At 50.0% G+C, this 25,485-nt stretch carries 21 protein-coding genes; 10 read left to right on the top strand and 11 right to left on the bottom strand.

What is annotated here, in order from left to right; genetic code table 11:
- Nucleotides 1-5: 5 nt before the first annotated feature.
- Nucleotides 6-2,108, bottom strand: a complete 2,103-nt coding sequence (gene fusA, locus AB1552_05365; protein ID MEW6053207.1) for an elongation factor G — start codon at nucleotides 2,106-2,108, stop codon at nucleotides 6-8.
- An 84-nt stretch (nucleotides 2,109-2,192) separates the two neighbouring features.
- Nucleotides 2,193-2,648 (bottom strand): SoxR reducing system RseC family protein, encoded by a 456-nt coding sequence (locus AB1552_05360; GenBank protein ID MEW6053206.1) that lies wholly within the window; start codon nucleotides 2,646-2,648, stop codon nucleotides 2,193-2,195.
- A 119-nt stretch (nucleotides 2,649-2,767) separates the two neighbouring features.
- On the opposite strand from AB1552_05360, the gene panC reads away from it, so the two are divergent.
- Both panC and AB1552_05350 read left to right on the top strand, forming a co-directional pair.
- A complete protein-coding gene (gene panC, locus AB1552_05355; protein MEW6053205.1) occupies nucleotides 2,768-3,628 on the top strand; it encodes a pantoate--beta-alanine ligase in 861 nt (286 codons plus the stop codon).
- Nucleotides 3,629-3,633: 5 nt separating this feature from the next.
- The gene (locus AB1552_05350; GenBank protein ID MEW6053204.1) at nucleotides 3,634-3,975 is read left to right on the top strand and encodes a hypothetical protein; all 342 of its coding nucleotides are present in this window, start codon (nucleotides 3,634-3,636) and stop codon (nucleotides 3,973-3,975) included.
- 67 nt (nucleotides 3,976-4,042) lie between these two features.
- Here AB1552_05350 and AB1552_05345 read toward each other — a convergent pair whose 3' ends face one another.
- A complete protein-coding gene (locus AB1552_05345) occupies nucleotides 4,043-5,908 on the bottom strand; it encodes an ASKHA domain-containing protein (GenBank protein ID MEW6053203.1) in 1,866 nt (621 codons plus the stop codon).
- A gap of 317 nt (nucleotides 5,909-6,225) precedes the next feature.
- Between AB1552_05345 and AB1552_05340 the strand changes: the two genes are divergently transcribed.
- From AB1552_05340 to AB1552_05325, 4 genes are all read left to right on the top strand, one after another.
- Entirely contained in the window at nucleotides 6,226-7,500 is a 1,275-nt protein-coding gene (locus tag AB1552_05340) for an aspartate kinase (GenBank protein MEW6053202.1), read from the top strand.
- A 16-nt stretch (nucleotides 7,501-7,516) separates the two neighbouring features.
- Entirely contained in the window at nucleotides 7,517-9,085 is a 1,569-nt protein-coding gene (cimA, locus tag AB1552_05335; protein MEW6053201.1) for a citramalate synthase, read from the top strand.
- 173 nt (nucleotides 9,086-9,258) lie between these two features.
- Nucleotides 9,259-9,480 (top strand): hypothetical protein, encoded by a 222-nt coding sequence (locus AB1552_05330; protein ID MEW6053200.1) that lies wholly within the window; start codon nucleotides 9,259-9,261, stop codon nucleotides 9,478-9,480.
- A 121-nt stretch (nucleotides 9,481-9,601) separates the two neighbouring features.
- Nucleotides 9,602-10,054 carry a 2Fe-2S iron-sulfur cluster-binding protein gene (locus AB1552_05325; GenBank protein MEW6053199.1) on the top strand — a complete coding sequence of 151 codons (453 nt, stop codon included), beginning with the start codon at nucleotides 9,602-9,604 and terminating at the stop codon, nucleotides 10,052-10,054.
- A gap of 101 nt (nucleotides 10,055-10,155) precedes the next feature.
- Here AB1552_05325 and ispG read toward each other — a convergent pair whose 3' ends face one another.
- The 6 genes from ispG to AB1552_05295 all read right to left on the bottom strand — a co-directional run bounded on the left by ispG (nucleotide 10,156) and on the right by AB1552_05295 (nucleotide 16,115).
- On the bottom strand, nucleotides 10,156-11,205 hold the full coding sequence (ispG, locus tag AB1552_05320) for a flavodoxin-dependent (E)-4-hydroxy-3-methylbut-2-enyl-diphosphate synthase (GenBank protein ID MEW6053198.1): 1,050 nt from the start codon (nucleotides 11,203-11,205) through the stop codon (nucleotides 10,156-10,158).
- Nucleotides 11,192-12,232: an endolytic transglycosylase MltG gene (mltG, locus tag AB1552_05315; GenBank protein ID MEW6053197.1), complete on the bottom strand. Its 1,041-nt coding sequence runs from the start codon at nucleotides 12,230-12,232 to the stop codon at nucleotides 11,192-11,194. The genes ispG and mltG overlap by 14 nt, the downstream gene beginning before the upstream one ends.
- Nucleotides 12,233-12,406: 174 nt before the next feature.
- Nucleotides 12,407-14,035, bottom strand: coding sequence for a chaperonin GroEL (gene groL, locus AB1552_05310; GenBank protein MEW6053196.1), 1,629 nt, complete (start codon nucleotides 14,033-14,035; stop codon nucleotides 12,407-12,409).
- 34 nt (nucleotides 14,036-14,069) lie between these two features.
- On the bottom strand, nucleotides 14,070-14,357 hold the full coding sequence (gene groES, locus AB1552_05305; GenBank protein MEW6053195.1) for a co-chaperone GroES: 288 nt from the start codon (nucleotides 14,355-14,357) through the stop codon (nucleotides 14,070-14,072).
- 181 nt (nucleotides 14,358-14,538) lie between these two features.
- Entirely contained in the window at nucleotides 14,539-15,399 is an 861-nt protein-coding gene (locus AB1552_05300; GenBank protein ID MEW6053194.1) for a zinc-ribbon domain-containing protein, read from the bottom strand.
- Nucleotides 15,390-16,115, bottom strand: coding sequence for a rhomboid family intramembrane serine protease (locus AB1552_05295; GenBank protein MEW6053193.1), 726 nt, complete (start codon nucleotides 16,113-16,115; stop codon nucleotides 15,390-15,392). Before AB1552_05295 ends, AB1552_05300 begins: the two co-directional genes overlap by 10 nt.
- A 186-nt stretch (nucleotides 16,116-16,301) precedes the next feature.
- On the opposite strand from AB1552_05295, the gene AB1552_05290 reads away from it, so the two are divergent.
- From AB1552_05290 to AB1552_05280, 3 genes are all read left to right on the top strand, one after another.
- The gene (locus tag AB1552_05290) at nucleotides 16,302-18,002 is read left to right on the top strand and encodes a cytochrome c3 family protein (GenBank protein MEW6053192.1); all 1,701 of its coding nucleotides are present in this window, start codon (nucleotides 16,302-16,304) and stop codon (nucleotides 18,000-18,002) included.
- Nucleotides 18,002-18,718: a cytochrome b/b6 domain-containing protein gene (locus AB1552_05285; GenBank protein ID MEW6053191.1), complete on the top strand. Its 717-nt coding sequence runs from the start codon at nucleotides 18,002-18,004 to the stop codon at nucleotides 18,716-18,718. Before AB1552_05290 ends, AB1552_05285 begins: the two co-directional genes overlap by 1 nt.
- Before the next feature lie 157 nt (nucleotides 18,719-18,875).
- Nucleotides 18,876-19,244, top strand: a complete 369-nt coding sequence (locus AB1552_05280; protein MEW6053190.1) for a hypothetical protein — start codon at nucleotides 18,876-18,878, stop codon at nucleotides 19,242-19,244.
- A 26-nt stretch (nucleotides 19,245-19,270) separates the two neighbouring features.
- Here AB1552_05280 and msrB read toward each other — a convergent pair whose 3' ends face one another.
- Entirely contained in the window at nucleotides 19,271-20,320 is a 1,050-nt protein-coding gene (gene msrB, locus AB1552_05275; GenBank protein ID MEW6053189.1) for a peptide-methionine (R)-S-oxide reductase MsrB, read from the bottom strand.
- A 286-nt stretch (nucleotides 20,321-20,606) separates the two neighbouring features.
- A complete protein-coding gene (locus tag AB1552_05270) occupies nucleotides 20,607-21,191 on the bottom strand; it encodes a DUF4412 domain-containing protein (GenBank protein MEW6053188.1) in 585 nt (194 codons plus the stop codon).
- Between the two features lie 211 nt (nucleotides 21,192-21,402).
- On the opposite strand from AB1552_05270, the gene AB1552_05265 reads away from it, so the two are divergent.
- Entirely contained in the window at nucleotides 21,403-25,482 is a 4,080-nt protein-coding gene (locus tag AB1552_05265) for a translocation/assembly module TamB domain-containing protein (protein MEW6053187.1), read from the top strand.
- Nucleotides 25,483-25,485: the final 3 nt, after the last annotated feature.

The raw sequence follows: 25,485 nt of genomic DNA, 5'->3' as shown, positions 1-25,485 counted from the left end.
CCCTCTTACTTCTCTTCTTCCTTTTCTTTCTTCTGAGCTTCCCGTTCAGCGATGATCTTCTGTGTCAAGTGGCTGGGAAGTTCCTCGTGATGGGAAAATTCCATGGAATAAAGCCCTCTTCCGGACGTCAGACTGGTCAGCTGGTTAGCATATACGAGCATTTCTGACATGGGGACTTGTGCGTTAATTTTCTGATTGCCGCCTGCCTGGGGCTCGACCCCCTGTACCCTGCCCCTTTTTGAATTCAGATCCCCGATTACCGCGCCGAGGGTATCATCGGGAGTAATTACCTCAACCTTCATTATGGGTTCCAGCAGTATCGGTTTCGCATCATTTACGGCCTTTCTTAAAGCCATTGAGCCGGCAATCTTGAAGGCCATTTCCGATGAGTCCACCGAATGGTAGGAACCGTCATACAGGGTGACCTTTATATCGACAAGCGGGTACCCTGCAATAACACCCTCTTTCATGGTCTCCACTACGCCTTTCTCGACCGCAGGCCGGTATTGCTGCGGGATAACGCCCCCGACAATCCTGTCGACGAATTCATACCCTCCGCCCCGTGCAACCGGTTCTATTTCGAGATAGCAGTCACCGTACTGGCCGCGGCCGCCTGACTGCTTTTTATATTTTCCCTGTGCCTTAGTAGAAATCTTGATGGTTTCCCTGTAGGGCACCTTCGGTGTCTTCATGAGAACCTCGACGCCGAATTTCCTTTTCAGCCTCTCAAGAGTCACTTCGAGATGCACCTGACCCATACCCGAGAGCAGCATTTCCTTTGTCTCTTCGTCTCTCTGGAATCTCAGGGTCGGGTCTTCTTCGAGAATTCTGTTTAATCCTGTACTGACCTTGTCTTCGTCCCCTTTGGACTTCGGCGCGATTGCATAGGAAATAATTGGATCAGCAAATTTCACTTTTTCGAAGGAAACCGGATTGGGCTCGTCGGACAGGGTGTCCCCGGTATAGGTTTCTTTCAGCTTGGCGACGACGCCTATTTCACCCGGCCCTATCGTCTGCGCCGGTATCTGCTTCTTGCCCATAAGAAAGAATACCTGACCGATCCTTTCCTTTGCGCCGGTCGTAACATTCAGTACCGAGGAGTCGGCTTTGAGAGTTCCGGAAAAGACCCTGAATATCGAGAGCCTCCCGGCAAACGGATCGGCGATCGTTTTGAATACATATGCTGCAAGGGGTTCGTCTGCAGAAGGTTTTCTCTGTACCTCGGTGCCGTCCTTCGGGTTTTTCCCTCTGATCGGAGCGATGCGGGCCATTTCGGCAGGCGACGGGAGGCAGAGGAGTATTGTGTCGAGGAGCTGCGGCACAGCGATATCCCTGAGCGCAGATCCGCAGATGACCGGGATGAATCTTTTTGTGAGTGACCCTTCTTTTACGCCCTTTATTATCTCATCGTGTGAGAGCTCTCCTCCTTCAAGGTATTTCTCGAGCAGGGTATCGTCGGATTCAGCGATTTTTTCGACGAGCTTCTTCCTGTATTCTTCCGCTTCAGGAAGCATGTCCGGCGGTATTTCGGCTTCTTCTGCCTTTTCTGACGTAAACACCACAGCCTTCATAGTGATAATGTCAACGATTCCCCTGAATCCTTCTCCCGAGCCGATCGGAAGCTGGAGAGGCAGGGCTTCTGTTTCGAACGCCTTTTCTATCTCACCGGCTGCCCGAGAGAAACTGGCTGTATCTTTATCCATTTTATTGATAAAGATAATCCTTGGCAGTTCGAATTCAGACGCATATTTCCATATCTTCTGGGTTTCGGCCTTCACTCCGGAGATTGCGCTCACCATGACGACCGCACCGTCTGCCGCCCGCAGGCATCCCCGCGTGTCTTCAAGGAAATTGATGAACCCAGGCGTATCAAGCACGTTTATCCTGGACCCTTTCCACGTGCAGAATGCGAGGGAAGAACTGATTGTTATCTTGCGTTCAATCTCTTCGGGTTCGAAATCCGTTGTGGTGTTGCCGTCCTGAACGTTTCCGAGTCTGTCTATCGCCCCTGCATTGAAGAGCATTGCTTCAACGAGTGATGTCTTGCCTGCCCCTCCGTGTGCGAGGACAGCGATATTCCGGATTTTGTCAACTTCAAAATTTGCCATATGTTCCCCCTGTATTCAAGAAATTAAGGTTGAGATCAAGGTAAAGAGCAAGGTATACGGAGATTCCTGCGCTTTACTTCAGCCTCAACCCGTCTGGTCATTCAGTATTTCCTTGATTACCGGCGTGCAGTCAGACTTTCCGAAATCCCGTCTGCTCCATGCCTTTATCAGGAGAAAGGATGCTACAAAAGCACCAACCCCGGAGAGTGCAGATACCGTATCCGGATCAAGACCCGGAAAAAAGCTGCTGAGCAGCTCCTTCCCCACGACAGCACCTGCAATCAGGGAAGCAGCAGGGATGCCGTAGACGATGATCGATCCCCTGAGATACGTATGGGGCTTCATTGTGATCCTCACTTTCTGCCCGATCCGGGCAGCCACAGGATTCAATGCCTCTATTTCCATGAATTGATCCGCCGGTCTGCATGTCTTCAGTGTGCATCCCTCGCAGGAACTCTTCTTCGGTACAGAAACCGTTGCGAGGGAGCCATTGATGCCCTTCACAACGCCAACTTCTTCCACAATTTTGAATTTTACCATATCAGGTATTTAAAAATCCCGCCTGAGCGTGGATCAGGTGTTTGACAAAAACATCATCTATTGGATAGTTTATATCGAGCGAGAGCCTGCACAGGGCAAATTTTTCTGTCGAGGTGTCCATGGAAGTCATCAGAATCCCGCGCGTCATGCAGAACAGTGTTATTGGCTGTCTGCGTCGCGGAAAGACCATAGGGCTTGTTCCGACCATGGGAGCTCTTCATGACGGTCATCTCAGCCTTGCAAGAAGGGCAAGACATGAGAACGACATCACTGTGGTGAGCATTTTCGTAAATCCGATTCAGTTCGGCCCTTCAGAGGATTTTCAGAGATACCCGAGGGACATTGAGGGCGACACGGAAAAACTGGCGAGGGAAGAAGTTGACGTCCTGTTTCTGCCGGATGCATCTCTGATGTATCCGGCTGGATTCTCAACATATATTGATGTAGAAAATGTTTCAGAAGGTCTCTGCGGTGCCCTCCGTCCCGGTCATTTCAGGGGAGTCGCTACCGTCGTTACCAAACTCTTCAATCTCGTGAAACCGACAAGGGCATATTTTGGCCAGAAGGATTTCCAGCAGACTGTGGTTATCAGAAGGCTGGCAAGGGACCTTGATATGGATATCGAAGTCGTCATATGCCCGACAGTCAGGGAACGGGATGGCCTCGCAATGAGTTCAAGGAATTCCTATCTGGGTAAAGAAGAGAGGGAAGCGGCAACCATTCTTTACAGGAGCCTGAAGGAGGCTTCCGTGTTGATCAATTCTGGTATAATACAAGCTGATATTCTCAAAAAAGCTATGCAGGATATGCTCAGAAAAGAACCTGCGGTATCAGCGATTGATTATGCCGGCGTCTATGATCCTGAATCACTCCGGGAGCTTTCCGAGATTCACCGTGACGTGCTGCTTGCGATTGCGGCAAGAATCGGGAATACGAGGCTCATAGACAATATGCTGGTAAGTGCAAGGAAAGAGAGGTAGTGTGAATGTTTCAAAGGGTTCACATCCAGGTGCTGGATAGTCCTGTGGAGAGTATCCTCTTCGATGACAACTCAACGGAAGATGCTTCAGGGACGAATAAGGTGCTGACGGATGAACTGTCCAAGGAAATGAATTATTTCTATCCGTCTGTCGTGTATGTTGAATATGTGGACCTGTTCATGGACGGAGAAGAAGAGTTTGATGATATAAAGGAGCTTCTGAGGCTGGGCGCACTCAGCACGCCCATTGTGCTGATCAACGGAATTTTGAAGATACACGGCGGCATCCCTGCTACTGCCATACGAAGAGAAGTGGAGAAATTGCTGTCTTCGGGCCCTGCGCACTGAAAGGGTCCGCTATCCCCTCCGGGGGCGCCAGAGGAGTTGCAGGCTTTGTACGGGGCACATTCATGCCTTATTTCCGGAGGAGTTTCTGCACTGTCGGGAAAAGACTGATATCAGTATGCGGCAGGAAAAGTGCAGACATGTACTCGTCCATAAACCTTCTGGAAACCGAGAGTTCGATATTGGTCATTGTGCGGGCAATCTCTTCTGCCTCTCTGCGCATTTTTCCGGACAGCAGGCAGAGATATGCCCCGGCCACAGAGGTGTTGCCGAGAAACGAATATTTCTCTCTCGGGATATCCGGCAGCATGCCGATAATGATCGCCTTGTCGACATTCAGGTAGTTGCCGAATCCTCCGGCAATATACACATGCCGGATATCATCTAAGCCAAGTCCCACTTTTTTCAGAAGAAGGGAAACACCCGCGAACATTGCGGCTTTTGCCCTCAGGATATTCTCGATGTCTACTCCTGTCAGTACGATTTCCCTCCTCCCGTCGGTGGAGAAAAGGAACTCCGGCCCTTCGATTCCTTCCCTGATGCGTTCTGCAGACACCCCCTGCACGAACTTTCCTTTCTGGTCAATGACTCCTCCCAGAAACATCTCTGTCAGGGCATCAATCATGCCGGAGCCGCATATCCCCTGCGGCTTGCCGTTTCCGATTACTTGGAAAACAGGCTCGAATGTTTCCGGTGCAAGCTGTATGGATGCAATGGCCCCTTCGGTCGCCCTCATGCCGTGCCTGATGCCGCTCCCCTCAAAGCATGGACCTGCAGAACATGCGGCGGTCACAAGCCATTCCCTGTTCCCGATTACAATCTCACCGTTGGTGCCGATGTCCATAAAGAGCGATATCTCGTCGCTGCGATGCATTGATGAGGCGAGAACCCCGGCTACGATGTCGCCTCCGACGTAACTGGCAACGCAGGGAACCGTGTAGACCGGAGCATGTCCGTTGACGCGAATTCCCGCGGTGCCGGCATGCCACGGGGGGAAGAGTCCCGCGGTCGGGGTGTAAGGCTCTGCACGGATATGCTCAGGGGTAAGTCCCCAGAAGAGATGGGACATGGTCGTATTCCCCGCTATCACTGCAGACTCAATGTCTTCAGCAGTGAGAGAATGTCTTTCAATAACAGGTGCGAGCAGGTCGTTGATATCGGTTATCACTGCATTCCTCAGATCTTCGAGGCCCCCGCCTTCGGTTGCATGCACGATCCTTGTGATGACGTCGTCTCCGTACCGCATCTGCGAGTTATAGGTCGAACTGACATCAAGAATCCTCCCGTCCTCCAAGCTGATGAGGTACAGAACCAGGGTGGTGGTGCCGATATCAACGGCAATCCCGCAACGTTTCCTGTCGCGGTGGGGTGCAATAAAGAGTGCTTCTTGCCTGTCGGTCCAGAAAAGATCGATATTCCATCCTGCATCCCTGAGGGAGCGGGCAAGGGAAGAGACAAAATCGTGGGAAAACCTGAGGCCTTCCACACCCTTTTCCTCAGCCGCTTTCTGCAGTCTTTCAAGATCGCTGATATTGTTGTCAATTGTCGGCGGAGGGATATTCAGGTGGATCATGTGCACAAGGGGAGAAATTGTACTGTCGAGGGTCTGGAAGAGTTCAAGGAGATTTTCAGACCGTGCTGTTTCGATTGTATCTCCCACAGTCAGCAGGGATTCCTTGGGGATGTCGATAAGGAGATTTTCCCGTGGAAATGTCTGGCAGGCCAGAGCAATTCCTGACCGTATGTCGGCCGGGTCGAGTTTGCCCGGTGATGCTGCTCTGTACTCACCTTCCATGACTCTGATGCGACACTTGCCGCATGATCCCTTCCCGCCGCAGGAGGCAACGAGATACACACCCTGACGTTTGAAAGCCTGCAGAAGGGTTTCCCCGCTTTTGATGTCGAGCTGTTTGCCGGTCGATAATACGATATCCATTGTGCTGCATCTATTCTATCACAAAGGAAACCATATGCCGGCATATCAGTGCCGGAACCTTCTGCACTACAAACATTTGGGAGTTTTTTTGTTATAATCAAAATAATTCCGCTGCAGAGAAAAGGAGGTTTCCGTGAAGCGATGTGCGATAACCGCGCTTCCGCAGTTATTCCGCTTTCACGTTCATGGCGACTTGAGAAACAACTTGTCGTGCCGGTACCTCTGATGCGTTGATCCGGCTCGTTGAGGCATGATTTGCTAACCTGCCGGGAAAGTATGCGGCAAAAATTCAATTGACAGAGAAAGGTTCAGCAGAAATGCTCATTGTGCAGAAATATGGCGGTACCTCAGTCGGCAGCCTTGAACGAATACAGTCTGTGGCAAGGCGCGTTGCCGATACAAGGAATCAGGGAAACGATGTGGTCGTTATCGTATCCGCAATGTCGGGAGAAACTGACAAACTGATAAATCTTGCGCACCTGATTTCTTCAACTCCGGATGAACGAGAAATGGACCTCCTGCTTTCCTCGGGAGAACGCATCAGCGCTGCGCTTACGGCGATGGCGGTCAACGAACTGGGCTTCAGGTCAATGTCTTTTACCGGACGTCAGGTCGGGATTATTACGGACCAGGCGCATACGAAGGCAAAGATAGAGAGGATCTCCGGAGAACGGGTGAGAAAGGCGCTGGAAAAGGGCATCATCCCTGTTATTGCGGGGTTCCAGGGTGTAACAGAAACCTCTGATGTAACGACCCTCGGACGGGGAGGGTCTGATCTGAGCGCAGTTGCCATTGCCGCAGCGCTGCAGGCAGACCTCTGTGAGATCTATACGGATGTCGACGGAGTGTATACCACAGATCCGAATATCGTCCCTGACGCACAAAAACTCGATAAGATATCGTATGAGGAGATGCTCGAACTGGCGAGTCTGGGCGCTAAGGTGCTCCAGACGCGGTCTGTTGAATTTGCAAAAAAATACGGGATTCCTGTGGTGGTCAGATCGAGTTTCAACAATAACCCCGGCACGCTCGTGGTTAAGGAGGATGAGGATATGGAAAAGGTTGTTGTTTCAGGTGTTGCCTATGACAAGAATCAGGCGAAAGTGACCGCGATTGCGGTACATGACAAGCCGGGGGTTGCGGCGAAGCTCTTTAATGCCATCGCAGAGGCAAATATCGTTGTTGACATGATCGTGCAGAACATAAGCAGTGACGGCAACTCGACAGATATATCCTTCACGGTACCGAAGGCCGACAGCAGGAAGGCCATGAAGATTACAAGGGATATCGTTTCCGAAATCGGGGCCGACGATGTGAAGGTGAGAGATGATATTGCGAAGGTCTCCATAATAGGGGTTGGGATGAGGACCCACTCGGGTGTTGCGGCAAAAATGTTCGAGACGCTTGCGAAAAACAATATCAATATCATGATGATAAGCACTTCCGAGATAAAGATCTCCTGTATCGTTGATTCAAAATATACCGAACTCGCGGTGCGCGTTCTTCACGATGCGTTTAAGCTGGGTACCGGCGAACAGCCAAAATCAGGGGCGACCGGCAAGGCTGCTTCCAGAAAAAGATCAAAGGGATAGGACAGGGCAACACAGGATGCGGAAAATAGAAATATACGATACCACCTTGCGGGACGGAGCACAGTCAGAGGATATCTCGTTTTCTGTTGAGGATAAGCTTCGCATTACCGAAAAGCTCGACGAACTTGGGGTCCATTTTGTGGAAGGGGGCTGGCCCGGAGCAAATCCGAGGGATATCGAGTATTTCAAAAAAGCGAAGAGACTGAAGCTGAAGCATTCGATGGTCGTTGCCTTCGGGAGTACGCACCGGCCACGACACAAGGTTGCAGAAGATATGCTGATGAAGGCCCTGCTTGATTCGAAGGCAAAAATCATCACGATATTCGGAAAAACATGGGATTTCCACGTAAGAGAGGCCCTGAAGGTATCGCTCGAAGAAAATCTCGATATTATCCATGATTCGGTTGCATACCTGAAAAAGCATGTGGCAAAGGTATTCTTTGATGCAGAGCATTTTTTTGACGGGTACGGGGACAACCCGGAATATGCGCTGAAATGCCTTATTGCAGCCGAAAAGGCCGGTGCCGACTGCCTTGTGCTCTGCGATACCAACGGAGGTACGCTGCCTCATGACATAAGAAGGATTATCCGGGAAATCAAAAAGGATACGAAGAGTTCTCTCGGCATCCACGCGCACAATGACTCTGAGTGTGCTGTTGCCAATTCGGTCATCGCCATAGAGACAGGGGCGTCTCAGGTGCAGGGTACCATGAACGGGCTCGGTGAGCGCTGCGGCAACGCGAACCTGTGTTCGATAATCCCCAATCTGCAGATCAAGCTCGGACTGGACTGCATCAGCCCTGATCAGCTGAGAAGGTTGCGTGACGTTTCCCGGTATGTGAACGAAATAAGCAACATGAGGCATTTCAAAAGGCAGCCTTTTGTTGGTGACAGCGCCTTTGCCCACAAGGCAGGCATGCATGTCAGCGCCGTGAGGAAGAGGCCCGAGACATATGAACACATAAGGCCGAACCAGGTCGGAAATTCCCAGAGGGTTTTGATATCAGATCTTGCGGGCAAGAGCAACATACTGCGAAAGGCGGAGGAATTCGGGATACATCTCAATCCTGATTCACCGCAATTGCAGGATATTGTCACTACCCTGAAAAAGCTGGAGAATGAAGGGTTCCAGTTTGAGGGCGCGGAGGCTTCGTTCGAGCTCCTGATGAAAAAGGCCCTCGGGCTTCACAAAAGATTTTTTGACCTTATAGGGTTCAGGATTATTGTGGAAAAGCGCAAAGAAGGGGAATATCCGTTCAGTGAGGCGACTATCATGGTTAAGGTGGGGGGGCATATCGAGCATACCGCGGCAACAGGCAACGGTCCTGTGAATGCGATTGACCATGCCCTGAGAAAAGCGCTTGACAAGTTCTATCCCGCACTGAAAAACGTAAAACTTCACGATTACAAGGTCCGTGTCCTTGCCGCAGGCAAGGGTACATCTGCGAAGGTAAGAGTCCTGGTTGAATCAGGTGATGACGAAAAACGATGGGGGACTGTCGGAGTATCAGAAAATATCATCGAGGCGTCCTATCAGGCACTTGTTGACAGTATAGAGTACAAGCTCCTTAAAGAGCACCTTTAGTCCTGCTTTTCCTGAATGCAATAGCTGAACTGTAAGCAGAGGCGGTACTGTTGCGTATTTCTTTAAGGGGAACATTTTTCTTGCAGAGAGAGTGCTGGCCCTCTCGTGAGAGAAAAAGGGGATGGCGGGGGGGGTGGCGGAGAAATAACTGAAGGAATCAAAAGGAGGCAGACATGTCTGAACCCGGCATAAGTATTGAAAAGCAGACGGTAAGTATTATCTATACCAATTATCGGGGCGAAACCTCACTGCGGAAAATTCTTCCCAAGCGTCTGCGGTTTGGCAAAACGGACTGGCATCATGAAGATCAGTGGGTTCTGGATGCAATCGATCTGAAAAAGCAGATAGAGAGATCATTTGCCATGAAGGACATTCGGGCATGGATGCTGAAATAGAAATCCGCCAAAATGCGTGTTTCGGGCCGGAGGAGCCGGAAACATGCATATGTGCGTCCTTGACTGGCGTCAGCAACGGTGATATGCTCGATATTACAAAGAGAAGAAACAGCATACCAGTATGAGACTCAGGATTAACGGCAAATACCATGAGATTGATGTAGGTCCTGACGAGACATTGTTGCCTATTCTCAGGGACCGTCTCAGTCTTCTGGGTTCTGTGACGTTATGCCGTAAGGGGGAATGCGGCGCCTGTATCGTTCTCGTAAGCAATAAGCCGCAAAAGGCCTGCCAGACAAAAATCAGCAGCCTTGACGGTGACAGGATCAGGACGATAGAGGGTATTCCGCAGGACCATCCGGTAAAAAGGGCATGGGAGCAGGAGCAGGTCAAAGAGTGCGATTACTGCAAGGGCGGACAGATTATGCGGGCTGTAGCGCTCCTTGCGAGAATGCTGAATCCTTCAAAAGAGGATATCAAGGAAGCCCTGAATACCGACGGCTGTGCCTGCGGGGAGGATCCGAGGATAATCAAGGCGATCAACTGGGCATCGAAATACTCGTATGATTCGTGAGTGCGGCCGAGAGCTCCTCTCGTCGAGAAGGAGGAAGACCTGTTCATCTGATCCGGACTGCTCACTGCACGGTATCCGGAATTCAGGACAAGCGGGGTATTTTATATTTCCGCTTCTTCAAAGAGAGCGCTCAGGAGATCTTTTTCCTCAACCTGCCTGACGATCTTCCCCCTTTTAAAAACAATTCCTTTCCCCCTGCCTCCCGCGATGCCGAAATCCGCTTCCCTTGCTTCTCCGGGACCGTTGACGACACACCCCATAACCGCAAGCGTGAGCGGTCCATCAAGCTGCTTTACCCTGTCTTCTACTTTCCGCACAAGCTTTTTCAGGTTGATTCTGCATCTGCCGCAGGTTGGACAGGAAATGATGTCAACACCCCTCTTTCTGATGCCGAGTGATCCGAGTATTGCATAGGCTACCCTTACTTCCTCCTCCGGTCTCGCCGTGAGGGATACCCGTATGGTGTCACCAATGCCTTCAGCGAGAAGGATTCCCAGTCCGACAGCGCTCTTCACGATCCCGGTGGAAGGCGGGCCGGCCTCTGAAATCCCGATATGAAGGGGATAGCGGTATTTTTTTGAAAACAGGGTGTACGCCTCGACGGTCCTCAGCACGTCAGATGCCTTCAGAGACACCTTGATATCGGTAAATCCGAGACTTTCAAGTATCTGCACATGTCTTCCCGCGCTTTCCACAAGAGCCTCCGGTGAAGGGTGTCCATATCTGCGGAGCAGGTCTTTTTCAAGCGAGCCTGCGTTCACACCGATCCTTACAGGTATCCTGTTGTCAGAAGCAGCAGCAACGACCTCCCTGATTTTCCACCGTGCTCCTATGTTCCCGGGATTGATCCTGAGGCCGTCAACACCCTGCCTGACAGCTTCGACGGCGAGCCTCCAGTCAAAATGGATATCGGCTATCATGGGGATTGAAATGGCCTGCCGTATTTTTCCAAGGGCTTTTGCCGCGTTCATGTCAGGCACTGCAAGCCGTATTATTTCACATCCGGAGGATTCAAGTGACCTGATCTGCCTGACCGTTGTTTTTATATCCGCGGTGTCCGTTTTCGTCATGGACTGGACGATCACCGGGTGCCTTCCGCCGACAGGCACATTGCCGACATGCACTACTCTTGTTTTTTTACGAGGTTTCATCCCTGAGAACCGTTTCCTGTTTCTTTTTCTCCTTCTCCATCTGTTTTTTCTCGCGGTATGCACGCACTGCGACCTCATGTTCCCGTGCGGTAACAGAAAAACTATGGGTGCCGTCATTATTTGAGACAAAATAGATGTACGGGACATCGGCTGGATGGAGTGATGCAATAATGGATTTTAACCCGGGGGAAGCAATAGGTCCGGGAGGCAGGCCTTTTATCGTGTACGTGTTGTATGGGGTTTTTCGCCTCAGGTCGCCTGCAGTCACTCCCTCTTTCGATCGTTTGATGCCGTAGATCGCGGTCGGATCTGCCTGGAGAGGGATTTTCTTTCTGAGCCTGTTATGGTATACGGCGGAAATCAGGGCACGCTCTTCATCGGTTGCTGCCTCTTTTTCGATAATGGACGCGAGGGTCAGTATCTCGTTTTCGGACAATCCGAGTTCTTCTGCTCTCTCCGACATTTCAAAGGTGAGTTTTTCCCTCAGTGTGTTGATCATCATGCCTAACGCATCTTCGGGTGCCATTCCCTTCGGGATTTTGTAAGTGTCCGGGAAAAGGTAGCCCTCCAGTGAAGGAGCATCTATTTCATAGGAATAGAGGAAATGCCTGTCAGTGGCGAGCTGGAAAAAACGCTCCTTCGAAACAATCCCCCTTTCAGCCAGTTTGTCCGATATTTCCCCCAGGGAATCGCCTTCGATAACCGTGATCTCGTATTCGACAATCTGTCCTTTTCTCAGGACGTTCAGAAGGTCAAGGGCATTCATTGACCCGTAAATGGAATAGTATCCTGCCTTTATTTTTCTGTCTATACCGGTTACCCGTGCGATCAGCAGGAAGAGATTCCTGTCCCTGATGACGCCCTTTTCTGAAAAGAGGTCTATGGCCTGCCTGAAGGTCGCTCCCTTCGGAATCTGCACTTCGATATTCCTGTTTGCAATGGGGAGTGGCATAAGAAGCTGTATCCCGGCATACAGAAGCAGAAACAGAATACCGCCGGCAAGAAGTGCCGAAACATTTTTCTTCATTGTGTTAGGATGACAGAATCCACGAATGATAGTCAATTGTCTGAACAGTGCGGGTCTGTCAACCCCGGCAGCATTCCTGCTGCAGAGATATCATGAAAAAACTGAGGGGGAATCCTCTGTGGCAAACAGAGGATTCCCCCTGACTGAAAGACGTCTTCAGCGTCTCCTGCGATTTTAGTACATGCCGCCCATTCCGCCGCCCGGAGGCATCGGGGGTTCAGGCTTTTCTTCAGGAATATCCGTAATCATCACTGACGTGGTCAGCATCAGTGCCGCAACTGATGCGGCATTCTGGAGTGCATACCTTGTGACCTTCGTCGGGTCGATGATACCGGCCTTAATCATATCTACATACTCTTCCTTGTCAGCATCAAACCCGGAGTTCACATCTTTAGCATGTTTTACTTTCTCGACTACCACAGAACCTTCAATCCCTGCATTGTTCACGATCTGCCTTATGGGTTCCTCGAGGGCCCTTCTGATAATTTCGACACCTATCTGCCTGTCATTATGCAGCTTTAGGGATTTGAGTGCAGGAAGGCACCTCAGAAGCGCAACTCCTCCGCCGGGGATGATGCCTTCTTCAACGGCTGCCCTTGTTGCGTTCAGTGCGTCTTCAACACGCGCCTTTTTCTCTTTCATTTCTGTTTCTGTGGCGGCGCCGACATTGATGACCGCAACCCCGCCTACAAGCTTTGCGAGCCTTTCCTGGAGCTTTTCCCTGTCGTAATCCGATGTCGTCTCCTCAATCTGGGTCTTGATCTGTTTGACCCTTCCCTGGATTTTGGCAGAGTCTCCCGCACCTTCGACAATGGTGGTGTTTTCTTTGTCAATATTGACCTTCTTGGCCTTTCCGAGATCAGACATCTTGATGTTCTCGAGCTTAATCCCGAGGTCTTCCGTAATCACTGTGCCACCTGTCAGTACCGCAATATCCTCGAGCATTGCCTTGCGTCTGTCGCCGAAACCCGGAGCTTTGACCGCACATACCTGAAGAGTTCCGCGAAGTTTGTTAACAACGAGTGTTGCGAGGGCTTCTCCCTCAACTTCCTCAGCGAGAATCAGGAGCGGTTTTCCCATCTTCGCGGTCTGCTCGAGAAGCGGAAGAAGGTCCTTCATGCTCGAGATTTTCTTTTCATGGATAAGGATGGAAACATCCTCGAGTACGCAGACCATCCTTTCAGGATCTGTGATGAAGTAAGGAGAGGTGTACCCCCTGTCAAACTGCATGCCTTCGACAACGTCAAGCGTGGTGGCCATGCTCTTTGCTTCCTCAACCGTGATGACACCGTCTTTGCCGACCTTGTCCATCGCCTCTGCAATCAGTTCGCCGATAGATGCATCGTTGTTTGCAGAGATTGTGCCGACCTGGGCGATCTCTTTCTTGTCCTGCACCGGCTTGCTCTGTTTTTTCAGCTCTTCGACCACGGCCTCAACCGCTTTTTCGATCCCGCGTTTGATATCCATGGGATTTGCGCCTGCCACGACATTCTTCATCCCTTCCCTGTAGATTGCGTGCGCAAGCACTGTGGCTGTGGTTGTGCCGTCACCGGCGGTATCGGATGTCTTTGACGCAACTTCCCTTACGAGCTGGGCGCCCATATTTTCCCACGGGTCTTTCAGTTCGATTTCCTTTGCAACGGTAACTCCGTCCTTTGTGATTGTCGGAGCGCCGTATTTCTTGTCCAGTATGGCGTTTCTTCCTTTAGGGCCCAGCGTTGCCTTCACGGCATCCGTGAGCACACTCACGCCCTTCAGTATCGCACTTCTTGCTGCCTCATCAAAGATAAGCTGTTTAGCCATTAACGAATTCCTCCTTGCAAGTATTGGTTATTTTTTATTCGACTATCCCCAGGATATCCTCTTCCCTGATGATGAGGTACTCATCATCATCCATTTTTATCTTTGATCCGGAATATTTATCAAAGAGTACCGTATCGCCGACTTTGATATCCATTGGGTGACGCTTGCCGTCGTCTGTAACCCTGCCGGGTCCAACTGCAACAACGGTGCCCCTCTGGGGTTTTTCTTTCGCGGTATCAGGAATGTAAAGCCCCCCCGCGGTTTTTTCCTCCTCTGAAGAAAACTTGACTAATACTCTGTCCCTGAGTGGTTTGAACTTCATAGCATAGCTCTCCTTTCTTTCCTTTAGGTTTTTATTTTGTTAGCACTCGAAGTCAGTGAGTGCTAATATAATAATTATTGACAGGTTAAGGCAAGGTTTCCTTATGGCAGAAAAAAGGGGGAGAAACGTGAAAAACTGCAAATTTTGGAAGATTACTCTTTTTTTTTAATTTTTTTGCAGATTATACTGATTTCTTTTTATTCTCAATGAAATCGTGTATCACTTCCATGAAGAAATCACCCCGGTTTCGCACCTCCGGCGATATCCTGTTCTCATACAGCTTCAGCCCCTCGCGGAGTTCTGATGAAAAGACGGACATAAAGGTGTTATTCCGTATGGATTCTTCCGCTTTTGCCGTGTTGTAGAGGTAGATATCGGAGACGATAGTCCTTGCGAGTCTTCTGGCGCGTTCTGTCTTGTCATCGCTGGCGGGCTCTGCATATTTCTCTCCGGCCTCTGCCGGGGGCTGTTGCGGTGCAGGAATTTCTTCGGGTGTTTCTTTTGCAGGCTCTTTTATCCCCGACTCTTTTTTCCTGAGTGCATTGACAGAATCCATGAGCTGCTCTGCAATCTGATGATCTTCGATATGGTCGTCTGCATCATACAGGGATTCAGGGTCTCTTTTGTATCTGGTCTTGTCGTAAGGGGAACTTATCAGGATGAATTTGATATGCTTCGTTTCAGGCCTCAGCCTGAGCCTCTTGCAGACCTCGATTCCGTATATCTTCGGAAGACTGACTTCAATGACCGCAAGAAAGGGAAGTTCCTTGATTGACTTGACCATCGCTTCTATGCCGTCAGTGGCAGTAACAGTCCGATAACCGTTGTTATTCAGTAAGGTGGTTATCGTGTGCATGGCAGACGGGTTTGAATGCGCAACAAGGATTTTAATATTGTCTACCGGTTTTTCGGGAGCAGGAGCAGGTTTTTTTACCAGCAGCACTGTGCTGCATTTCGGGCATTTGAACCGTGACCCTGCCCGGGATATTTTTTCGTCCGCAATCTTCAGCTTTGTTTTGCATTTAGGGCATATTACAACCACCGTCTATTCCTCCTTGGCAACCAGATTCGTATCGTTACAAGGCCTATGAGGAACCCGCCAATATGTGCAAACCACGCAACTCCTCCCTGAGCCTCATGAAGTCCTGTGCTTATCATGCCATTGATGAATTGTATAATAGCCCAAAATCCGATAACTATCAAGGCAGGAATCTTTACCGTCGTTATAAAAAAGCCTAAAAATATCAGCATATGTACCCGCGCATGCGGAAAGAGCAGCAGATATGCGCCAAGGATACCGGAAACTGCGCCGCTTGCTCCGACCATCGGGATCGTTGAGTCCGGGTTTGTGACCGCATGGGCATATGCAGCAATAATCCCGCAGAAGAGATAGTACAGGAGAAACCGGATGTGTCCCAGCCTGTCCTCTATGTTGTTGCCGAAAATCCATAAGTACAGCATATTGCCTCCCAAATGGAACAGTCCGCCGTGCATGAACATGGACGAAAACACCGTCATTGCGGGATGCACCGGCTGGGCCTTCTCAAAGGAGAGCAGATACTGGGGGATGGCGCCATAGGCGTAGGTTACTTCACGCATCCCTGAACGGGCTGTTATCTGGAGCAGAAAAACCAGGATATTCAGCGCGATGATAGCAATGGTGGCGGCCGGGAACACAGAGGTCGGGTTATCATCCTTATAGGGGATCAACGCGTTGTCCCCTTCAAGGAAGTGACTGGCAGCCTGTTTTCCGGACAATTTGCCCGCATATCGTCAGCTTCCCTGTAACACAGAGAAAAATAGATAAAAAACATAGAAAATTATACGTCAAGGAGGCTTTTCTGTCAAAAGAAAACACGGGTAATTCATGCTTGCATTATAGTATTTAGATATGCTATAACTTCTACGGTCGATAAATCGTCAAAAATTCTTGGAGGGGGTTTTATGGATAGTAAAAAGACCATATCGTTGCTTTTGTTCCTTGCCTTCTTGATTTTCCCCGTGTATGTGAGCGCCGCAAAAAGCGCTGCAAAAACTGCTCATAAATCTCCGGTCGATCTCTGCCTTGACTGTCACTCCGACAGGACCATGAACAAAAAGCTGATGAACAAAGAAATCCTTTCCCTCTATATCAGCGGGAGTGATTTCAAAGCGTCTATCCATGGCCAGGTGGGCTGTGCAGGCTGCCATCCGGATATTACTCTGGATAATCACCCGGTAGTCAAGCAGATCAGGAGCAAACGCGAGTATTCGGCGAATGCCTCCAGGAAATGTTCGGCCTGCCACACCGCCGAACAGTTGCAGAAGAGGCAGCCGATTCACAGTTCTCTTGCTGCAAAGGGAACATGTGTTGAATGTCACGGAGCCCATTATATCAAAGACATTGCTGCTGCAAAAGTCGGGGTAAAAGAGAATCAGTATTGTCTGACATGCCATAGCAACAGAATCAGCATGACCATGAAAAACGGCGAGACCCTCTCTGTCTATGTAGATTTGAACGTGTTCACCGGTTCTGTCCACGGGAAACTCCAGTGCACCGACTGCCATAAGGAGTTTTCAAAGACAGTGCATCCGTTCCGCTCGTTCAGCAGCAGGCGTGCATACACGATCGCAGCATCAGAAAGCTGCCGGCAGTGTCACGACAAGGTTTACACGGAGTATGAAGCCAGCGTCCATTCGGAGATGCTGAAGGGCGGCAATAAGAAGGCTCCGGCCTGTGCGGACTGTCACGGGGATCATGCGATAGTGAGCCCGAAAAAGGACAAGAATATCGGGATTGCCTCCTGCAACAAATGCCACAGCGACATGAACAGTTCATATGCGGCCAGCATGCATGGAAAGGCAAGGATCAAGGGAGATCCGGAAGCCCCCACCTGCGCATCATGTCATAATGCGCACAATGTCGAAGCGACTGCCATGTCCACGAACATAAAGGACGGCTGTCTCGGTTGTCACAGGGATTCGTCACGTCTCCACAACAAATGGTTATCGAATCCGCCGATTGCGATGCCGACGTTTGCTGATGCCCATTTCAAATCCGCTTCCTGCGCGGCATGCCATGCTGCCCCGAATGCAGCGCGCGGAGTTTTCCTGAGCCTCTACAACAGAAAAACCGGCAAGCCCCTGCCGGAAGGGGAGCTGCTCCAGGCACTTGAAACAGACTCCTCCGGAATTATGGAGAAAATCGATACCAACGGAGACGGAAGCGTCGATCCGAAGGAATTATGGAATCTCTACGCCCTCCTGTTCAAGAAAGGATACATCGTTTTATTTAACGGAAAAGTGGATGTTCTGAGCGGGGCCGACGCGCACCTGATCGGTCCGAAGGCTGAGGCTGTGAAGGATTGCGAAAAATGCCATCTTCCGAATGCAGAACTGTTCAGAAATGTCGCGATCGCGATTAAGAAGGAGGACGAGAAACCTCTGCTTCTTAACACAAAGAGCGAAGTCCTTACCTCTATCATGTCAATACTCCCGATGAGCAAGTTCTACGTACTCGGTGCCACGAGTATCGAGCTGTTCGATATACTCTTCATTGTAGCGCTGATAGGCGGCATCGCCGTTCCAATAGGCCATATTACCTGTCGAATAATATTTTCTCCAATACGATCACTTCGCCGCATGGGGAAGGGAGGTAAGAAATAATGCAAAGGATATTTTTACATGCACTGCCGGTAAGAATCTGGCACTGGGTGAATCTGGCTGCCTTTATCGTGCTGATACTTACAGGGGCTCAGATAAAAATGGGTGGAAAGATAAATCTGTTCTCGTTCGAGACCGCTGTTGAAATTCACAGCTGGCTGGGGTTCGTCCTCATCGCGAATTATTTCATATGGCTTGTGTACTACCTGGTAACAGGCAATATCAAGATCTATATCCCCCCCCTGCACAGGCCGGTGGAGTTTGCCAGGAAGGCGTTGATTCAGGCCAAATTTTACGGATACGGCATTATGGTCGGGGATGACAATCCGCACCATCCCACATTCTATAACAAGTTCAACCCCATGCAGCAGGTTTCATACCTCATGATTATGGTACTGCTGATCCCCCTTCAGCTGATAACCGGCCTGTTCCTCTGGGACCCGAAGCTCTTTGAGCCGGCTATCAATCTCTTCGGAGGACTGCAGATTGTCGACCTCATTCATGTGCTCCTCTGGATATTCTTCAGTGCATTTATGATCGTGCATTTCTATCTTGCCACGCTCGGCCATACTCCCATGGCACATATCATCGCGATGTTCAAGGGATATGAGGAGATTCATGAAGAGCATGGTCACGGCCATGATGAGGGCCACGGGGGGCATGATGAGGGCCATGGCCATGGCAAAACTGAAGAGCACGGACACAGTCACGGGCACTGAGCTTTTTTCCGAAAAACGGACTGCCAATCGGGACCTCGTGTCCCGATTTTTTTGTGCACGCCACCTGGATTTTGCGATTGGCCGGAAAATGTAGTATCATTGCAGAAGGTGTTGATGCAAATGATTCGTCGGGCATCTTTCTCCGGCGCAGGGGGATATGATAAGAAACGAGATTCAGTTGCTCGAGATAGGGGACAAAAAAATTCTCCTTTTTGATTTTTCCGACTGCAAAAAGGAAGATATAAAGCCTATTATTGACGACGCCAAGAAATGGTTTCACGGAAAACAGCCGAATTCCGTACTGACATTAACCGATGTGACGAATGCCCGGTATGATACCGAGACACTCAATCATTTCAAGGATTTCACCATACACAACAAGCCGTATGTCCATGCGGCAGCGGTGGTCGGGATCACGAGCCCGCTGATGAAACTGGCGTATAATTTCGTGATGGCGGTGTCCAAACGCAATGTGCCTATTTTTGATACGCGTGAGCTTGCAATAGAGTGGCTTGTTAAACAGTAAAGTCTTCCTGCCGGAGTGCGCTTCTTTTATTTTTCAAACAGTTTTTTGTATTTGCCGTACCCTTCTTTTTCCAGGTCCTCCTTCGGAATGAAACGGAGGGCTGCGGAGTTCATGCAGTAACGGAGATCTGTTGGAGGCGGTCCGTCTGAAAAGACATGTCCGAGGTGGGAATCTCCCTTTCTGCTTCTTATCTCGGTTCTCTTCACGAAAAGGCTCCTGTCTTCCTTTTCGACGATGTTGTCCGGTTCGAGCGGCCTCGTGAAACTCGGCCATCCTGTCCCGGAGTCATATTTGTCACGCGAGCTGAAAAGGGGTTCGCCGGAGACAATATCCACATATATCCCGTCTTTTTTATTGTTCCAGTATTCGTTCTCAAAAGGCTTTTCAGTGCCATTTTCCTGGGTGACCCTGTATTGCAGAGGAGTCAGCCGTTTCTTCAGTTCCTCTCTGGAAGGTTTCTGGAATGCACTGCTTCCTGCGCTCTTTTCCATATCTTTTCCTCCCCATATTTTTTTCAGCAACTGGTCACGGCCTGAATTGAAACGATAGAATTTGTACCGTATCGGATTTTTTTTATAGTAATCCTGGTGATATCCCTCTGCCCTGTAGAAGCGCGCTGCAGGAAGGATCTCCGTGACAAGGGGTTTTGCAAACCGCCCGGACTTTGCAAGTTCTCTTTTTGATTTTTCAGCCAGCCGCTTCTGTTCTTGGTTAAGGTAGAAAATCGCGCTCCTGTACTGGGAACCCCTGTCGACAAACTGACCGCCGGGGTCCGTCGGATCAATCTGCCTCCAGAAGACATCAAGGAGTTCTGCGTAGGTAATTCTGGTAGGGTCATAGAGGATCTGAACTGCCTCGACATGTCCGGTCCCTCCTGCGGATACCTCTTCATATGTCGGATTTTCTTTGGTGCCCCCGGTATATCCCGGGACAACTCCCTTGACTCCGTTCAGCTTCTCAAACGGCGGCTCCATGCACCAGAAACATCCGCCGGCAAAGATCGCGGTTTCCAGTTTATTGGCAGACACTGCCGGACTTCTATTCTGGTCGCTGTTTGCGCATGCAGTGGTTATCATGGCGAGGCCGATACACAACACAAGAACAGCCACATGCCAGCGCAGTGCAGGGGCGTCTTCCTTTTCAATTCTCCTCACCCGGGAACAGAATTTTTTTCCTGCAAGACCCGTGTTCCCTTTCCTGAGGAAATGCAGTCGTTCCCCGAGTTCCCTGTAGGGAAAAGAAGGGAAAGCAGATGATGACAAGTGACCGGGAAGTCGTCCCGATCCTGTTTTTCCGCATATAAGCATCTGTGACCAGGTTCCCTGCAATACATCGAATAATGCTGTAGTGCACCTCAGTGCGTTATTTCATGTGCTGAAAATTGAGCCCGCCCGGAATCTGGGGCATCTGCATCTTCTGAAATCCTGCCGGGACCTCGAAAAGGCTGTCCGGTTGTCCGGTAATCTTGATATTTCTGTATTCCTGGGTCCATGACCCGTCGACTGCGGACATTTTGACAGGGAAATTGATATCAGTGGCCAGCCACTGATATGCCTGTTCCCTTTTGTTCTCCGTGATAAATGTGATCAGATATTTTATGGTCGGGTGTCCGTCAATGGTTTCACGGCCGACTTCCTTTCTTTCTATCTCACCCTCGAATTTTTCTTCAACCTTCGGTTTATGTGTGAGGTCAAAAGGCATCTCCATGTACATCCTCTGTTCGGGCATGATATTCCATACCACTTTCTTGTCGATCCTTGTGATGATGAACATGTCCTCATACGTCTTTATGTCCATGCGGAACTTGTCAGGTTTAAAGTACATCTTGCCCTCTACCCGTTGCTCACCCTTATACGTCGAGATGGTGTCGGCCGAGAATTCGATTGCGGAAACCGTACCGGCAAAAAGAAAAATACACACTACTGCCGCTGCAAGCCTCTTAAGCATAATATCCTCCACATTGGGTTATTTCGACAGGTGTAACAGTTTAAGACACCGCATACATTCTTAGTATGACATACTTTTTCAGGTGTAGTCCTGCTTTTTTCACATTCTAAAAACTCATGGCGGTTTTGTCAAACGCGGTTTACGGGAACCTGCTGTCAGCATGGTCAAGAAGACAGGGAACTGTTAAAATAAATAGATTGAATATTACAGGATGACCGAATACGAAAACATAGCGCAACCGAAGAGAAAAGGGCGGAAAAAACTAGCATTTCTTATCCTGTTTACCGCGATCATCATCGCGGGCATGCTCCTTGCGCGTGGGCGGTATGTATCAGATGCCCTGAAGAATGTCATCCTTCCCGAGCTGCAGCAGGCTTCAGGCCAGAAAGTCACCGCCGAAAAGATGTATCTGAATCTGTTCCCTTTGTTCATAGAAGCCAGAGGATTAACAGTAACCAGTCAGGAAGAAGGGAAGATCCTTTCAGTCGAAAAGGTGAAGGGGTATGTTGAACTCCCGGGACTGTTCGACAGAAATATTACAATTCGCAGGCTGGCAATATACCAGCCTGACATCTCAGCCGAACGAACGCAGATAGAAGGTATAGTACATAACATAAAGGCGTATCTTGAGGAAGAAAAAAAGACTGTATTCAAGGTGAAGGTTAAGGTTGTCGAGATCGTGAAGGGCACGGCCAATCTGAGAGACAATGATCTGCATGGTACGGTAAGCATAAAAGGTCTGGCCGGAGAACTAATTTTGGGTGAATACGAGAGGATAAAAGCCACAGTGAAGGAGCTTGTCCTGGAAAAAGAGGGATGGCCGAAAATAGAATGCGATATCAATACCGCCATCATAGTGAAAAAGGAGAAGGTTGAGATAAAGCACCTTGAAATAGGCTCACATGGGTCCCGGCTGAAAACCGCGGGAGTTTACTCCAAAGAGCAGGGCAGCCTAACGACTGATGTGGCGCTGATTATGGATTCAATAAAACGTATTTTCAGGCTGGGACAGAGGGGCGACGGGAGGATTGCTGCAAAAGGCGTGATCAGGCTCGAGAAAAGCAGAAGAGAAGAGCTTTCTCTCAGGGCGGATCGTCTGCGTCCGGAGGTAAGGCTTGAAGCAGGGAAAAAGGCCGGGTTCAGCCTGCAGGATATATTTCTGGATCTCAAGCTGAGCGGCGATTTCTATCTCCAGACTCTCATGGAACTGCTGGAAGTGAAAGACCAGCTTGAGGGACTTGTTGATTTCAAGGGTGATATTAAGGGACGCCTTTCCGATATCACGGGGACAGCCGAGACCAGGCTCAGAAAGGGAAATCTCTATGGCGTCGACATAGACTCTCTCAAATGCGAGGTATTCTACCATGATGGAGAAATGAAGTTCGAAAAGGGCCGTGCATCGCTGTATGACGGCTCGGCCGAGGCAGATGCGTTAATACACCTCCCTGTTGTTGACTTTTACACGCTGAATGTGAAATTCAGGAATGCTGACAGCAGGCCGATCCTTAAGCTGATAGGGTGGGAGCCTGACATCCCTGATGGCAAGGTTGAAGGAGAACTGTCAACCTCCGGCAGCGCATTCAATCCGGACGGAAAGTTTGTGTACCGATCCTTAAGTGCGGGGCAAAGAACAAGGAAGCAGGGACAGCAGCAACCTGTCGAAGATGTCCTGTACAGAATCAGGGATATCAAGGGAAATTTTTCCCTGCGGGACGGCAACGTATCATTCCCCAGCCTGCTGATTACTACTTCAGTATCAAACCTGAATCTGAACGGGACCGTTGACATCCCCCGCAAACAGCTTACTTTCAGAAGCAGGCTTTCGGCAGGGAACATCTCAGACCTTACGCTGCCGTATTACCGGGAAGTTACGGGTCGCGGAGAATTTTCCGGGGAGCTCACCGGCCATTTTGACAATCCGAAAATGTCCGGCAGGGCCGATCTTTCCCACGTCGTGATTGAAGGCTATCCGCTGCACAGCGTTACTGCGGATTTTGCATATCAGAAAAAGCTCCTTGAAATCCGCAGTTCGTCCCTGAAGGCACCGGGGCAGGAGCACAGTTTTCAGGGGAAGATCTCATTCCCGGACGCAAAAGAACTCTTCGAATTATTGATGCCGGTGTATGACCTGAAAGCAACCCTCAGGAATGCGGAACTCGGGCAGACTGTCCGCATGTTCTACCGGGATTTTTCAGGCCAGGGCCGGATGAACGCGGATATCAGGATCGGCAGCAGAGACAGAAAAATGTATCTGACAGGAAAGGCATATCTCGAGAAGGCCTCGGTATACAAGGTTCCTTTTGATACCGCATCCATGTCCCTGGCATATGCGAATGAAGAGCTCTCCTTGAAAGGGGTTTCCGTCAGGAAGAGGAATTCGAATCTGACCGGGGAGGGAAGTATTTCCTATGACGGGAGATTTTCCTACCGCATTTCGTCGGAAAAAGTTTTCATCAGGGATTTCGGACTTGACCGTATGCCGGATGACGCAGTAGTGCGCATCCGCTCGGAAGGACACGGCACCTTTGATAACCCGTCCATAGAGCTGAATGCCACAGTTGAAGGAGGCACGTTCAAGGGGAGGAACATGGGGAAGGGCATCGTGCAGGCGCTCATACGGAACAGGAACATTACGGTGAACGCCGCCCTGTTTAATGAGAGGATGAAGCTGAGAGGACACGGATATCTCAATGATGCGCTCCCCTGGAATGCGGAACTCTCCTTCCAGCCGGGAAGATATGATTTCATTGTCAGTTCAGTCCTCAAAGATGTTCCTGAAGACCTCCAGCTTAATCTCGAAGGCAATGTCCAGATGAAGGGTGACAGGAAAAACATTTCGGCATCTGTGCGTATTGCCCACCTGACCCTTGCCCTGTTCGGGCAGACCCTCTCGAATGATTCCGATATCATTTTTCAGATGGAAAACAGGAAGCTGTCTTTCAGGGCATTCGCGGTAAGAAGCGGTGCAACCTCCTTCAGCCTCAAAGGGGGCATGGAAATCGGCAGGGAATATGATATTGTGATGAACGGCAGTTCGTCTCTTTCCCCGCTGAAGGGGTTGTCAAAAAAGATAGGATATCTGAAGGGAGATGCGGATTTCGTCTTTGCGGTGAAGGGGAAATGGGAGCAGCCAGAGATCAACGGAGGCATGAACCTGTTTGACGCCTCTTTCGGCCTCAGGGATTATGCTGCCTACATGAGTTCGATCAACGGCTATCTCTACATCGAAGGTGACAGAGTCGTGCTGGAGAGGCTTTCAGGAAAGATTGGAGGCGGCAATATTGCCCTGTCAGGTATTCTTTACCTTAAGGGATTTACGCCCAGGAAATACTATCTTGAGGCGAAACTCGACAATATTGCCCCGGTGCTTGACCGGGATTTCTCGATAAATTTCAGCGGAGACCTTGTGTACAAGGGGACGAAAGATGCACAGAGCATTACAGGTGACATAAAAATCAACAGGGCGACATACAGGCAGATGGTCGAATGGAGACGGTGGCTGCTTACCGCAAAGGCAATCGAGACGCCGAAAACAGAGGTGTCGGTTCTCGAAAAAGCTGAACTCAATATAAGGATTTCCGGAAGTGACCATATCTCCATCGACAATAATATTGCACGGGCCCCTGTAAACATACGGGGTGACATGATCGTCAAAGGGACATTGTCGAATCCCATCCTGTTCGGAAGGCTCGAGACAAAGGACGGGTACGCCTATTTCAAGAACAACGAGTTCAGGATCATCTATGCGAGCGTTGACTTTGCGGACCCCAACAGGATCAAGCCAGTCATCAATCTCACCGCAGAGACAGATGTGAAAGGCTATAATATTACGCTGAACCTTGACGGAGAGATGGACCAGTTTAATCTCTCCCTATCGTCTGATCCACACCTTGAAGAGGTTGATGTGCTTGCCCTGCTGACTGTTGGCCATGTGGGCAAGGAACTCAAAGGGCTCGAGGGAGGTATCGGCGCGGGAGAGGCGACGTCTTTTCTGACTGGTGAGGTTCAGGATGTGCTTGAAGAGCGGGTACGGACCATCACAGGAATAGACAGGTTCCAGGTTGAACCGAGCATATCAAAGACAACAAGCACCGTGAGTCCGAAAGTAACGGTTTCCGAGCGGCTATTAGGAGATAAACTTTTTGTTACCTACAGCACCCTGTGGGGATCACAGGTCGAAGAAGTCCTCAAGGTTGAATACCGCTTCAACAAGAACATCTCTCTGATCGGCGTGAGGGATGAGAAGGGAAGTATCGGGGGTGATGTGAAGCTGCGGTTCAGATTCAAATGAATA

The organism is Nitrospirota bacterium, assembly GCA_040754395.1.
Classification (GTDB): domain Bacteria; phylum Nitrospirota; class Thermodesulfovibrionia; order Thermodesulfovibrionales; family SM23-35; genus JBFMCL01.
Note: the sequence above shows the minus strand (reverse complement) of the source record. Positions and strands in the feature narration are given on the sequence as shown.